The following is a 13,507-nucleotide window of genomic DNA, read 5'->3' on the forward strand; positions in this document are numbered from 1 at the left end:
TCCTCCCACCGCTTCCGTCCATCTCGTTGACTTCTCCGGCTTCCTTCCCTAGCGTGCGCTAATACGAATTACCAAGGAGGACGCGCAGGTGAAGGAACTACGCACGGACGTGCTGGTCGTCGGCGGGGGGCTCGGCGGCATAGCCGCCGCCCTGGCCGCGACCGAGCACGGCGCACGGGTCGTGCTCACCGAGGGCCCCCGGTGGCTCGGCGGCCAGCTCACCGCCCAGGCCACCCCGCCGGACGAGCACCCGTGGGTCGAGATGCTCGGCGTCACCGCGTCGTACCGGGCGATGCGGGAGGGCGTCCGCGGCTACTACCGGCGCCACTACCCGCTCACTGCGCAGGCGCTGCGCGCCCGCCAGCTCAATCCGGGCGCCGGCCTGGTGAGCCGGCTCTGCCACGAGCCGCGGGTGGCCGTGGCGGTGCTGGAGGCGATGCTCGCCCCCGCCCGCAGCTCCGGCCGGCTGACCGTGCTGCGCCCCTACCGCCCGGACTCGGCCGCGGTCGACGGCGACGCGGTCACCGCGGTGACCCTGGTGCCGGACGGCGACACCGCGGACGGCCCGGTGACCGTGCAGGCCCGCTACGTCATCGACGCCACCGAGACCGGTGAACTCCTGCCGCTGACCGGCACCGAGTACGTCACCGGCGCCGAGTCCCGGGACGACACCGGCGAGCCCGGCGCGAAGGACACCGCGGAACCGCTGACCATGCAGGCGGCGTCGTGGTGCTTCGCGGTGGACCACGTCGACGGCGACCACACCATCGACCGCCCGGCGACGTACGACCACTGGCGGTCCGTCCGCCCGGACATCTGGCCCGGACCGCTGCTCGCGTTCTCCTGGCCGAACCCCCGCACCCTCGAACCGTCGAAGGGCTGGCTGGACCCGAACCCGGACGACGACCCGCTGGCCGTCGAGGCGGACCAGAGCAAGGACGCCGGCACCGACGACCTGTGGCGGTTCCGGCGGATCGCGGCCCGCAGGCAGTTCGAGCCCGGCGCGTACGCCAGCGACATCACCCTGGTGAACTGGCCGATGATCGACTACATGGACGGGCCGCTCTTCGAGGTCCCGGCCGACGAGGCGGCGGCGCACCGCGCCGGCGCGCGCGAGCTGGCGCTGTCGGCGCTGTACTGGATGCAGACCGAGGCGCCGCGGCCCGACGGCGGCACCGGCTTCCCCTCCCTGCGGCTGCGCGGCGACCTGCTCGGCACCGACGACGGCCTGGCCCAGGACCCCTACGTGCGGGAGTCCCGCCGTATCCGGGCCGTCACCACGGTCCGCGAGGACGACGTGTCGCTGGCGATCCGCGGCGAGCGCGGCGCGACCCGCTACCCGGACTCGGTCGGCATCGGCATGTACCGGATCGACCTGCACCCCTCGACCGGCGGCGACACCTACCTGGACGTGGCGTCGGCCCCGTTCCAGATCCCGCTCGGCGCGCTGCTGCCCCGGCGGGTGGCCAACCTGCTGCCGGCGGCCAAGAACATCGGCACCACGCACATCACCAACGGCGCCTACCGCCTGCACCCGGTCGAGTGGAACATCGGCGAGGCGGCCGGCGCGCTGGCCGCGCACTGCGTCGCCACCGGCCGCACCCCGCACGGCGTGCACGCCACGCCCGACCACCTCGACGACTACCAGTCCCTGCTGTCCGGGCGCGGCGTCCCGCTGGCCTGGCCCGAGATCCGCGGCTACTAGAACTGACCCTCTGGAGCAACGATGAGAACCAGACGCCTCCGGCTCACCTCCCTCGCCCTGTCCGCCGCGTGCCTGCTGACCGCCTGCCTGGCGGGCTGCTCGAACGGGTCCGGCTCGGGCGACGACACGGACGTGTCGCTGCGGATGACGGTGTGGAGCAACGACGCCTCGCAGACGGCTCTGTTCGACAGCATCGCGGCCGCCTACCGCAAGACGCACCCGGACATCAGGTCGATCACCTTCGACTACCTCCCGATCGACAACTACACCACCGCCCTGACCACGCAGATCGCCGGCAGCAACCCGCCCGACATGGCGTGGGTCCTGGAGCGGGACGCCCCCGACTTCGTGTCGTCCGGAGCCCTGACCGACCTCACCCCGACCCTGCGGAAGACCCCCGGCTACCAGTACGACGACCTGACGCCCGCGGCCACCAAGCTGTGGAAGCAGGACGGGGACCTGTACGCGTACCCCTTCTCCACCTCGCCGTTCGGGATGTTCTACAACAAGGACCTGCTGAAGAAGGCCGGGGTGACCTCGACGCCGGACCAGCTCGTCGCCGCCCACCAGTGGACGTGGCAGAACGCGGAGAAGACGGCCGCGCAGGTCGTCGCGCACACCGACAAGCAGGGCCTGGTGGTGCGGGACTGGGACTACAAGACCTGGATCGAGCTGGCCTCCTTGTGGCGCGGCTGGGGGGCCGACGCGTGGTCGGCCGACGGGAGGACCTGCGGGTTCGACACGCCGCAGATGCGGCAGGCGATGACCTTCCTGCACGACGCGATCTTCACGGACAAGGCGCTGCCCGGACCCGGTGAGACCGCCGACTTCTTCGCCGGCGAGTCCGCCCTGACCGTCACCCAGATCAGCCGTGCCACGCTGCTGGCCGACCACCCGTTCGACTGGGGGATCGTCCCGCTGCCCTCCGGCCCGGCCGGCGCGTCGCAGGTGATCGGGCAGGCCGGCATCGGCGTCATGGCCAAGGGCGCGCACAAGCAGCAGGCCGCCGACTTCCTCGCCTACTTCTCCGACCCGGCCAACTCCGCGAAGCTGGCCCGCTACTTCCCGCCGGCCCGCACCAGCCAGCTCACCACCGCCGCGCTGGCCAAGGCCAACCCCCTGTTCACCGCGCAGCAGTTGCAGGACGTGGTGATCGACGGCATCAAGGACGGCGCCGTCCTGCCGTCCCACGAGGACAGCGCCAAGATCGCCAACCTGGTCCAGAACGCGCTCGACCCGATGTGGAAGGCCGGGGCGAACGTCGACTCCGTGCTGGCGGGCGTGTGCAAGGCGATCAAGCCGGCCCTGTCGGAGTGACCGCCATGAGCGACACACCGGTGACAGGCGCACGCGCGGGCACAGCCGAGCCGCGGGCCGGGTCCGGGCCGCGGGCCGGGTCCGGGCGGCGCCGCACGCTGCGGCGGCAGGACACCCTCAGCGGCTGGCTGTTCGTGCTGCCGCAGACCCTCGGGTTCCTCGCCTTCGTCCTCTACCCGCTGATCGCGGTCGTCTACTACAGCTTCCACCACTCCAACGTGCTCTCCGGCGTGACCACGTACGCGGGCACGAAGAACTACACGCAGTTGATCCACGATCCGGCGACGCCCGCGGTGGCGCGGGCGACGGTGCTGTTCTGCCTCGGACTCGTGGTGATCAACATCTGTCTGGCGCTGCTGCTGGCCGTGCTGCTGAACCAGCGGCTGCGCGGCACCACGCTGTTCCGGACGCTCTTCTTCTCGCCCGTCGTGGTCTCGCTGGTGGCGTGGACCATCACCTGGAACTTCCTGTTGCAGAACAACGGCGGCATCAACTCACTGCTGCACGTGGTCGGCGTGCACGGCCCCAACTGGCTGCGCGGCGACGACTCGGCGCTGGTGTCGGTGGTGGTCGTGCAGGTCTTCAAGAACGTCGGGCTCAACATGGTGCTGTTCCTCGCGGCGCTCCAGGGCGTCCCGCGCTCGCTGCTGGAGGCCGCCGAGATCGACGGCGCGGGGGCGTGGCGCCGGTTCCGCTCGGTGGTGCTGCCGATGATCAGCCCCACCACGCTGCTGACCACGATCGTGACGGTCAGCGGCTCCCTCCAGGTGTTCGCGCAGATCCAGATCCTCACCGGGGGCGGCCCGGACAACCACACCAACGTCCTCGTGTACTTCTTCTACCAGCAGGCCTTCGACAACCACGACTTCGGATACGGCAGCGCCGTCGCCGTCGTCCTGTTCGCGATCATCCTGGTGCTCACCGCGATCCAGTGGCGCCTGCGCAGGAAGTGGGTGTTCCATGAGTCTTGAGACAGCCGCCCGCCGACCGGTCGCGCCGCGGGACGCGGCCGCGGCACCGCGGCCACCGGCCCGGCGCGGCGGCCGGTGGCGGAAGCCGCTGCTGTACGCGCTGATGGTGCTGCTGGCGATCCCCTTCGTGTTCCCGACGTGGTGGATGATCACCTCCTCGCTGCTGCCGGAGAACGAGGTGCTCGGCTATCCGCCGAAGCTGCTTCCGCTGCACCCGCAGTGGTCCAACTACCGGACGGCGTTCGCGCACTACCCGCTGGCCCACCAGTACCTGAACAGCCTCTACATCGCGGTGCTCGTCACGGCGGGCACGATGGTGGTCGCGTCGCTGTCGGGGTACGCCTTCGCCCGCATCCCGTTCCGCGGCAACAAGGTGCTCTTCCCGCTGATCCTCAGCGGCCTGCTGATCCCGACCGAGGTCACCATCATCCCGCTGTTCAAGATGGTCGACCGGCTGGGGCTGACCAACACCCACTGGCCGCTGATCGTCATCCCGGTCCTGGGGGCGCCGAGCGTGCTCGGCACCTTCGTGATGCGGCAGTTCTTCCTGGCCGTCCCCGACGAGCTGGAGGACGCCGGCCGGATGGACGGCCTGAACCGGTTCGGTCTGTACTTCCGGGTGGCGCTGCCGCTCGCCCGGCCGGCACTGGCGTCGGTGGCGATCTTCACCTTCCTCAACAGCTGGAACATGTACCTGGAGCCGCTGGTCTACGAGACCGACAAGCGCAACTACACGCTGCCGGTGGCGCTCACCCAGTACACCGACGCGTACGGGACCCACCTGTGGAACGTCCAGCTCGCGGCCTCCGTGACCACGGTCGTGCCGGTACTGGCCGTCTTCGTCGCCGCCCAGCGGCACTTCGTCGAGGGCCTCGCCCAGACCGGTCTGAAGGGCTGACCGGCGACGGCACCGCCGCGCCGACCGGTGGCCGGAGCAACTCGGCCGCCGCGCGGCCCTGTTGCGCGCGCGGGGTCCGCGGCGCCGGCCGGGCGGGCCCCGCGCGGCGGAACGGCCGACCCGCCGCACCCCTTGACGCTGCCGATCCGCAGTGGAATGGTGCGGGCGACAACGTTGTCAGATGGTGGCCCGCCGCCGCGAAGCGTGCTGTGAAGACCCGTTCGAGGCTTTTCGCGTCGAGTTGAGAGGTTGGGACGATGGTCGGTATTCGCCAGTTCGCCGCGCACCTTCGGGGGAGGCCGGACGCGCCCGCGGCGCGGCGGGCCCGGCGGGGGCGCGCGGTGGCGCGGCTGCTCGCGTCGGGCGCGCTCGCCCTGTCGCTCGGGGCCGCGCTCGGCGCGGCGCCCACCGCGACGGCGTCGGCGGCGGGCGCCGCCCCGCCGCCCGGGCACGCGGCCGACGCGGCCGCGCCCCCCGCCAGCGCGGCGGAGGACGCGAGCTACACCGCGGCGAACATCCCCGACTGGGCCATCGGCCCGTTCACCCGCAGCGCGCACAACCCCCTGATGACGCCGAGCGGCAGCGGCTACGAGGCCGCCGACCTGTACAACCCGGGCGTGATCGACCGCGGCGGCCGGTACCGGATGCTCTACCGCGCGCAGGGCACCGACGGCGGCCCGTCGCAGATCGGCTACGCCTCCGGCACCGACGGCGTGCACTTCACCGAGGACACCGCGCAGAACCCGGTGATCGACTTCGGCCTGGCCGGGCAGCAGGACAAGTGCGGGCTGGAGGACCCGCGCCTGTTCGAACTCCACGGCACCTACTACTCCTTCTTCACCGCCGTGCACCCCAAGGCGGACGGCAGTTGCTACGGCTCGTACGACATCGCCGAGTCCACCTCGACCGACGGGGTCCACTGGAGCACCCCGTGGACGGTGGAGCCCGCCGGCGGGAACAACAAGGACGCGGCGGTGGTCACCGACTCCGACGGGACGCCGCGGAAGGTGAACGGCGAGTACGTCATGTACTTCGGCCAGGGCGACACCGGCACGGACATCGCCTACTCCTCGGACCTGCGCACCTGGCACGCCGAGGGCAGCACCACCCCGCGCACGGCCGACCCGCTCGACGTCCACTACCCCAAGGGCTGGCAGCCGTACGAGGTCTCCGTGGCGGTCACCGACTACCGAACCGTGGTGGGCCGGCCCGCCCACCAGGACATCGTGGTGTTCACCGCCGGGACGCTGATGGCCAACGGCCGCTGGTTCTACGCGATCAGCGAGGAGGAGTTCTCCGGCCAGGACCCGACGGTGATGCTCCACCAGCTCAGCGACGCGGTGCTCACCCCGACCCCGGACGTGCCGTACGAGTGGAACGGCCAGACCCCGAAGACCGCGTGGACGAACAGCGTCTTCTTCCACGACGGAAAGTGGATGATGTACTACGGCGGCGGTGACACCGTCACCGCGCTCGCCACCGCGGGGCTGCGCCGGCCGCAGCCGGCGCCCTCGGCCGGGACCCTGTTCAGCACCGGCTTCGAACACGGGCAGCCCGCGCCGGACTGGGTCGACGGCGTCGACACCTCCGCCGCCGGCGGCGGGATCGCCGGCGTCACCGCGTACCCCGGCGCCTCCGGCCCGGAGGCCAGCGCGCGCCAGGTGGTCGACCACGACGGCACCAACGCGCTGATGTACTCCGGCCAGGCCACCGGCGCGGCCGACGACCACGCCTCCATGCGGCTGTTCGACCTGGCGGACCGGCCGGTGCGCACCGGCCGGGACACCACGCTCAGCTACTGGATCTACCCGCAGGCCGCCGGCTCCGCCGCGCCCGGCGTCAGCGGCGACAACAGCACCTGCGTGGCGCCCGACCTCGTCTTCTCCGACGGCAGCACGCTGCACGGCCTGCGCGGGTCGCCGCTCACCCCGGCGTCGCAGTGCGGCACGCTGAAGGCCGACCAGTGGAACCGGGTCAGCGTGGACATCGGGAAGGCCGCCGCGGGCAGGAAGATCGTCCGCATCGACCTGGGCTACGACCAACCGGCGAGCAGCGGCGGTTACCGCGGCTACGTCGACGACATCGCGCTCACCGACGCCCCGGCCCGGCCCGCGACGATCACCGGCGTCGCACCCGCGCAGGCCGCGCCCGGCCAGCGGGTCACCGTCACCGGCAAGGGCTTCGGCTCCTCCCCGCAGGGCCGGCACCTGCTGCTGTCCGACGCCGGCGTGCACTGGGGCGGCGCGGGCGACCTCGGCACCCTCACGATCGACCACTGGTCGGACACCTCCGTCACCTTCACGGTGCCGAAGCCGAGCGGCCCGGCGGTCTCGACGTCCTCGGGGCCGGGGAACATCTGGCGGGTCGAACCCGGCAGCGTGGCGAGCGTCGCGGTGGTGACCGGGCCGGGCGGCGGGACGTCCGGCACCGGGCAGTTCACCGTCGCGGCCACGGACGCGCTGTCGGACTACTACAACGACGTGGGTATCTCCCCGGACACCAACCGCGGGTGCGGCGCGCTCGACAACGGCACCGACACCTACTCGGCGGACGCGCTCGGGACGGCCGCACCGCACCCGCTCACCCCGGGCGCCCGGGTGGACGTCGACGGACTGGCCTTCACCTGGCCGCAGGCGCAGCCGTGCAACGACGACAACGTGCGGGCGCTCGGCCAGACCGTCCTGATGCCGCACCGCTCCGGCGCCACCCGGATCGGCTTCCTCGGCGCGGCCACGGACGGCGCCCACTCCGGCACCGTGACCGTCCACTACACCGACGGCAGCAGCGGCACCGCGACGCTGGCGCAGTCGGACTGGGGCAACGCGCCGGGCACCGGGAACACCGAGGTCGCCGCGATGACCTACCGCAACCAGGCGCTCGGGGCCCAGGAGCACGCCTTCCACGTCGACGAGCAGAGCATCCCCGTCGACCCGGACCGGGTCGTCGCGTCGATCACCCTGCCCACCGACAAGGACCTCCACGTCTTCGCCACCGCGCTGGACGGCACACCCGCCGCCGGGTGACCCGGCGCGGGGGAGCGCCGCCCGGCGCTCCCCCGCGCCTCCCCCGCCGTCCCGGCATACCCCCGCCCTCCCGGCCTGCCCCGCACCGCGTCCTCCCCCGGCCTGTTCGTCCGACCAGATCCACGGCCCGACCAGATCCACCCCGTCCCACCAGATCCACGAGAGGCGTCGCACGTGTCCCCAGTACCTCCTCCGCCCGTCGATCGGCGCCGGTTCGTCCAGTTGCTCGGCGCCTCGGCCGCCCTGGCCGCCCTTCCCACCGTGCTCGCCGAGGGCACCGCGTCCGCCGAGGGCACCGCGTCCGCCGAGGGCTCCTCCTCCACCGCCGGGCACGCCGGCGGCGCGGCGGCCCCCGACCCGGTGGCCGACACCTACTACCGGGTCCTGCTCGACCACACCCGCTGGTCGGAGACCCAGTGGGACGCGGCCAAGGGCTACTACACCGCCACCGACTTCGGCTTCGCCGTCGTCCTCGGCAACGCGGTCCTGCTCACCCACGGCAGCTACGACGCCGACAAGGCCGGCATCGACGCGGCCACGCTGAAGGACCGGACCGTCGCCTCGATCGCGCACTTCGCCGCCTCCAACCGCAACAACGGCGGCACCGAGTGGGGCAGGACGCTCTTCTTCGACACCACCTTCCAGTTGTACTTCGCGCTCGCCGCCCGACTGCTGTGGAACGACCTCGACACCGCCACGCGGGGACTCGTCGACTCGCTGATCCGCGACCAGGCCGCGTACACCACCTCGCTCGGCACCGGCGACGACCCGCTGTCCTCCCCCTGGACCCCCAACGGGCTGAAGGGCGGCTGGCAGGGCGACACCAAGGTCGACGAGATGGGCGTCTACGCCCAGTCGCTGGTGCCCGCGCTGGTCTGGGCGCAGGACGACCCGCGGTACCCGGACTGGCTGGCGTCCTACCGGGCCTGGTCGCGGAACGAGACGGGCCTGCCGGCGGCGGACCTGGCCAACCCGGCGACGGTGGACGGGACCGCGGTCAGCGCCAACACCGGGCACAACCTGTGGGACACCTTCCTCGTGGAGAACCACGGCTCCTTCGAGCCGCACTACCAGGAGGAGGTGTGGCGCACCTCCGCCCGCACCGCGATCCACTACCTGACCGCGGGACACGCGCTGCCGCAGGTGGTCACCGACCAGCCCAACACCGGCCCGCTGTGGCGCAGCATCCTCAACGTGATGAGCGACGCGGGCGAGCCGTTCATGCCGATGATCAACGACCGGGAGCACCTGTACGGGCGGGACGTCATCCCGCTGGCGTTCCAGGCCCAGGTGATCGGCGACCGCGCCGCCGCCCGGGCCGAACAGGCCATGGCCGAACGGCTGGAGGCGTACCAGGCGTACCCGCCGCAGTACCGGCTGGCGAAGTTCTCCGGCGAGCCGAAGTACGAGCCGGAGGCCCGCGCCGAGGTCGCCATCAGCTACCTGCTCCACCTGTGGGCGGCGCGCTCGGGACGGACCGTGCGGGCGCTGTCGGAGGCGGAGTTCTTCCGGCAGGCGTCCGGTGTCATGGACTTCGGCGCCGGCCCGGGGCTGGTCTCGCACCAGTCGTCCGGCGCCTGGGCGGGGGCGGTGAGCAAGGCCGGGTTCGTGAAGTTCCCCTGGCAGCCGGCCCACGACGACTGGCTGTTCAAGCTCAGCGCCGCCACCGCGGTGTTCCTGCCGGCGGTCACCGGGACCGTCGCCGGCCGCCGGGTGCGGGTCTACCAGGCCGTGCGCGACGGCTTCGACGGCAGCGCGACCGTGCTGGACCTCGGGTCCGCCGGCCGCGCCGGCCTCACCACCCTGCCGTCCGGCGCGGTCGTCTACGCCACCACCGGGACCGGCGCGGGCGAGGGCCACCTGGAGGTCTACAACCTCACCATGCCGGGCATGCCCGGCCTCACCGGCTCGCGCACCTACCGGTACGCCGAGGGCAGCCACACCGTGGCGGCCGCCGACGGCGACGGCGGGACCGCCGGCGGCCGGGTGGACCAACTGGCCTTCCCCCGCACCGAGGTCCGCTACCTGCGCATGCAGGGCGTCCAGGGCGACCCCACCTACGGCTACTCGGTCTACGAGTTCGAGGCCCGGGACGGCGCCGGCGGCGCCGACCTCGCCCAGGGCGGCACCGCCACCGCGTCCTCCTCCGACACCGGACTGGGCGCCCCGCTGGCCGTGGACGGCAGCACCACCACCCGGTGGGCGGTCTCCCGGGCCGACCGGCTGCGGGCCGACAGCTGGCTCCAGGTGGACCTCGGTTCCGCCGAGGCGGTGGACCGGGTCACCATCCGCTGGGAGGCGGCCGCCGGACGGAAGTACCTCGTCCAGGGCTCCTCCGACGGGCAGACCTGGACCGACCTGGCGTCCTGGCCCACCCCGGACCTGACCAGCACCGGCGGCTGGCTCGACGTGGACGGCCGGGCCGGGTTGGTGGTGCGCGGCTCGGCGCTGCCGCTGTCGGTCTACGGGGACACCGTGGTGCTCGCCGACGGCCCGTCCGCGCCGCTGCTGGTCGAGGGGCTGCCCGGCGCCTCGGCCGGCACCCTGCGCGCCCTGGCGGGGCGGCCGGTGCCGCGGCCGGCGGCCGACGGCGTGCGGGCGGCCCTGACCGAGGACCACCTCAGCCTGTTCAACCTGACCGGCTCGGCGGTGTCCACCACGGTCGCGGTGCCGTCCGCCGGCACCGGACGGGTGCTGTTCGACGGCCGGCAGACGGTCACCTCCGACGGGACCTCGCTGGAGGTCCGGCTCGACGCCGCCTCGGCGGAGCTCCTCGCCCCGCGCCTCACCCTGGAACCGCTCTCCGGCCGCCGGCTGCCGTCCGGCCTGGTCGCCGAGGTGGTCGACGGCGCCACGGTGCGGCTGTCCGGGGCGTCCGGCCAGGTGCGGGTGACCGGCCAGGGGCGCAGCGCGGTGGCGACCGTCCGCGGCACCGCCACCGTCCGGTTGGCCGGGGCCACCGCCTTCCCGCTGGACGACCTGGCGCTGGGCCGGACCGTCTTCCCGACCGACCCGCTGCCCGCGGGGATGTCCGACCCGCGGACGGCCGTGGACGGCGACCCGCACACCGCGTGGACGCCCGGCCCGAAGGGGCGGATGGTGGTGGACCTCGGCGCGTCGGTGGCGTTCACGCAGGTCAGCGCCGAGTGGACCGGCGGCCGCGTGCCCGTCGGCCGGGTGGAGGTCAGCGACGACGGCGTGAGCTACCGCGCCGCGGGCACCCTGTCCGGGTCCGGGCCGCGCCGGCAGCTCGCCGTCGGGGCCACCGCCCGCTACGTCGCCCTGGCGACGGACGCCGCCGACCACGGCGGCGCGCGCCTGGTGGCCCTCTCGGTGCGCTGACGTGCGACGGGGGTGCCGCACCGGTGGCGGTGCGGCACCCCCGGACGGGACGGGCCGCTACGCCCGGCGGGCCACCGTGAAGTGGTCGATGCGCTCGCCGCTCTCCGCGATCGCGGAGACCGTCAGCGTCGACTCGCCCCCGGCGTGGGCGGGTTGGACGTCGACGGACAGGAACGAGTAGCCGGTGTAGCGCACCCGCGACCAGTGCACGGTCTCGGCGACGTGGCCGCCCTTGGCCTGGTAGTAGGTGGGCACCGAGTCGAGGTCCTGGACGTGGCCCTCGTAGGAGTCGGGGACCGGGAAGGAGTACAGGCTCTTGCCCGCGCCGCCCGCGGTCACGTAGACGACGCCGTCGGTGGCCGGACGGACGGTCGCGCCGATCGGCAGGGACTTCGACACCGAGCCGGCCCGGATCGCGTCGGTGCGCTCGTAGACGTGGTTGTGGCCGTTGATCACCAGGTCCACCTGGTACTTCTCGAACAGCGGCACCCAGACGTCGCGCACCCCGCCCTCGGAGGCGTGCTGGTTGGTGGTGGAGTAGGCGCAGTGGTGGAAGAAGACCACCAGGAAGTCGATGCCGCGCTGCTTGCGGTAGGCGGCCAGGGTGTGGTCCAGCCAGGCGGTCTGCCCGCCGCCGCTGATGCCGTAGTTCGCCGGGATCTCGTACGACACGTCGTTCGCGTCGAGGGCGACGACCGCGGTGTTGCCGTACACGAAGGAGTAAGCGCCGGGCTGGTTGGCCGGGCGGGGGCCGTTGGCCGGGAGGGTCCAGCGCGCCTCCTGGCCGCCGTAGCCGTTGGGCGAGTACCACGCCTCCATGTCGTGGTTGCCGGTGGTGACCATCCACGGCACCCGGGAGGCCACCGACTCGGTCTGGCCGAGGAACTGGTCCCAGGTCCGCGCGTCGTAGTCGCCGGAGTCCGCGGACGTGCCGTTGCCGTCGGGGTCGGCGTAGCAGATGTCGCCGGCGTGCAGGTGGAAGGAGGGGTTGCGGCCCAGGATCAGCGAGTCGTTGGCGAGCGCGTGGTAGCTCACGCCCTGGTCGCCGAACGCGGTGAAGGTGAACCGCTCGCTGCCGGACGGCGCGGTGGTGAACGAGCCGATCGTGGCGAAGGCCGCGGCGTCGGCCGGGTCGAACCCGTCGTGGCCCACCCCGTAGTAATACGTCGTGCCCGGGTGCAGGCCGGTCAGCGTGACGTGCTGGTAGTACTGGTCGACCGCGGGCAGGCTGCTGCCGGGCAGTTGCGGCGTGTGCAGGTCCCGCACCTCCGCCTGGATCTTGTGGCTCAGCGCCCACGGCTTGAGGCCGTAGCGGACGAACGGCCTGGTGACCGCGAGGGGCACCTGCCAGGAGACGGTGAACTGCGTACGCGGGTCGGCCCCGTACTGGAGGTGCCGGCCGAACGGGGCGACCAGCGCGCCGTCCACGCCGTGCCCGGTGGCCGGGCGGCCCACCAGGGTCGGTGCCGCGGCGCTCGCGCTCTGGCCGAGCAGCCCGGACGCGGCGACGGTGCCCGCCGCGACCGCGCCGCCCAGCACCAGCCGCCGCCGGCTCAGCCGGGACCGCAGGTACTCGTGCTGTTCCGCCATGCTCAGTTTCCCGGCGAGCTCGGCGCCGATGCCCATGCGAGGAGTGTCCATGACGGGGAAGCTGCCATCGCGGGCGGATGCCCGGGCGTACGGAAGGCGAACGGCCGGTGTCGGAAGGCCGTCCGCACGCCTCCCCCGGCGGCGGGGTGGTGCGCCCGTGACGGGTGGGACGGGCCGCGCGGAAGGGACGGCCCACAGCCGGGCGGGCGCCTGGCCGGCAGGCCGGCGGGTCAGTCGGCGGACGCGGGGAGCGCCGCGTCCGCGGGCACGTCGCGGACCCCGAGGCGGAGGTGCTCCACGTGGTAGAGCGCCTGGTCGAGGAGTTCGGCGACGTGGTCGTCGTAGAGCGCGTAGATGATCGAGCGGCCGTTCCGCTCGCCGGCCACGAGCCCGAGGTTGCGGAGCAGGCGCAACTGGTGGGAGCAGGCCGACGCTTCCATGCCGACGGCCTCGGCGAGGTCGCCCACCGAGCACGGCCCTTCCTGGAGGCGGGCCAGGATGTGCAGCCGGGAGGGCGTCGCGAGTGCCTGGAGGGTGGCGGCGACGTCCGCGGTGCCGACCGCGTCGAGGCGCTCGCGCGTGGTGGCGCCGCTGTCCTTGGTGACGCGTCCGTGGCCCATGGCACCATCATAACGATGACACTTGAAGAACTCTTCAGATG

Annotated in this window: 8 protein-coding genes; 6 read left to right on the top strand and 2 right to left on the bottom strand. The window is 73.1% G+C overall.

Features of this window, described 5'->3' with window-relative positions; translation table 11 throughout:
• The first annotated feature begins 88 nt into the window (after window positions 1–88).
• From RVR_RS15130 to RVR_RS15155, 6 genes are all read left to right on the top strand, one after another.
• Window positions 89–1,705 carry an FAD-dependent oxidoreductase gene (locus RVR_RS15130; protein WP_202234350.1) on the top strand — a complete coding sequence of 539 codons (1,617 nt, stop codon included), beginning with the start codon at window positions 89–91 and terminating at the stop codon, window positions 1,703–1,705.
• Between the two features lie 21 nt (window positions 1,706–1,726).
• Window positions 1,727–3,022, top strand: coding sequence for an ABC transporter substrate-binding protein (locus tag RVR_RS15135; RefSeq protein WP_202234351.1), 1,296 nt, complete (start codon window positions 1,727–1,729; stop codon window positions 3,020–3,022).
• A gap of 5 nt (window positions 3,023–3,027) precedes the next feature.
• The gene (locus RVR_RS15140) at window positions 3,028–3,993 is read left to right on the top strand and encodes a carbohydrate ABC transporter permease (RefSeq protein WP_202234352.1); all 966 of its coding nucleotides are present in this window, start codon (window positions 3,028–3,030) and stop codon (window positions 3,991–3,993) included.
• 103 nt (window positions 3,994–4,096) lie between these two features.
• A complete protein-coding gene (locus RVR_RS15145) occupies window positions 4,097–4,891 on the top strand; it encodes a carbohydrate ABC transporter permease (protein WP_237405313.1) in 795 nt (264 codons plus the stop codon).
• A 257-nt stretch (window positions 4,892–5,148) separates the two neighbouring features.
• On the top strand, window positions 5,149–7,914 hold the full coding sequence (locus RVR_RS15150; RefSeq protein ID WP_202234354.1) for a glycoside hydrolase family 130 protein: 2,766 nt from the start codon (window positions 5,149–5,151) through the stop codon (window positions 7,912–7,914).
• 174 nt (window positions 7,915–8,088) lie between these two features.
• Window positions 8,089–11,256 (top strand): discoidin domain-containing protein, encoded by a 3,168-nt coding sequence (locus tag RVR_RS15155; protein WP_237404761.1) that lies wholly within the window; start codon window positions 8,089–8,091, stop codon window positions 11,254–11,256.
• Between the two features lie 57 nt (window positions 11,257–11,313).
• Here RVR_RS15155 and RVR_RS15160 read toward each other — a convergent pair whose 3' ends face one another.
• Window positions 11,314–12,897: a purple acid phosphatase family protein gene (locus tag RVR_RS15160; protein WP_202234355.1), complete on the bottom strand. Its 1,584-nt coding sequence runs from the start codon at window positions 12,895–12,897 to the stop codon at window positions 11,314–11,316.
• A 179-nt stretch (window positions 12,898–13,076) separates the two neighbouring features.
• Window positions 13,077–13,466: an ArsR/SmtB family transcription factor gene (locus RVR_RS15165; protein ID WP_202234356.1), complete on the bottom strand. Its 390-nt coding sequence runs from the start codon at window positions 13,464–13,466 to the stop codon at window positions 13,077–13,079.
• Window positions 13,467–13,507 lie beyond the last annotated feature (41 nt).

The organism is Streptomyces sp. SN-593, from assembly GCF_016756395.1.
Classification (GTDB): Bacteria; Actinomycetota; Actinomycetes; order Streptomycetales; family Streptomycetaceae; genus Actinacidiphila; species Actinacidiphila reveromycinica.

Bases quoted from the DNA above. Each gene is read 5' to 3' on its own strand.
- RVR_RS15135 (WP_202234351.1), top strand. From the start codon at position 1,727: ATGAGAACCAGACGCCTCCGGCTCACCTCCCTCGCCCTGTCCGCCGCG.
- RVR_RS15140 (WP_202234352.1), top strand. From the start codon at position 3,028: ATGAGCGACACACCGGTGACAGGCGCACGCGCGGGCACAGCCGAGCCG.
- RVR_RS15145 (WP_237405313.1), top strand. From the start codon at position 4,097: ATGGTGCTGCTGGCGATCCCCTTCGTGTTCCCGACGTGGTGGATGATC.
- RVR_RS15150 (WP_202234354.1), top strand. From the start codon at position 5,149: ATGGTCGGTATTCGCCAGTTCGCCGCGCACCTTCGGGGGAGGCCGGAC.
- RVR_RS15160 (WP_202234355.1), bottom strand. From the start codon at position 12,897: ATGGACACTCCTCGCATGGGCATCGGCGCCGAGCTCGCCGGGAAACTG.
- RVR_RS15165 (WP_202234356.1), bottom strand. From the start codon at position 13,466: ATGGGCCACGGACGCGTCACCAAGGACAGCGGCGCCACCACGCGCGAG.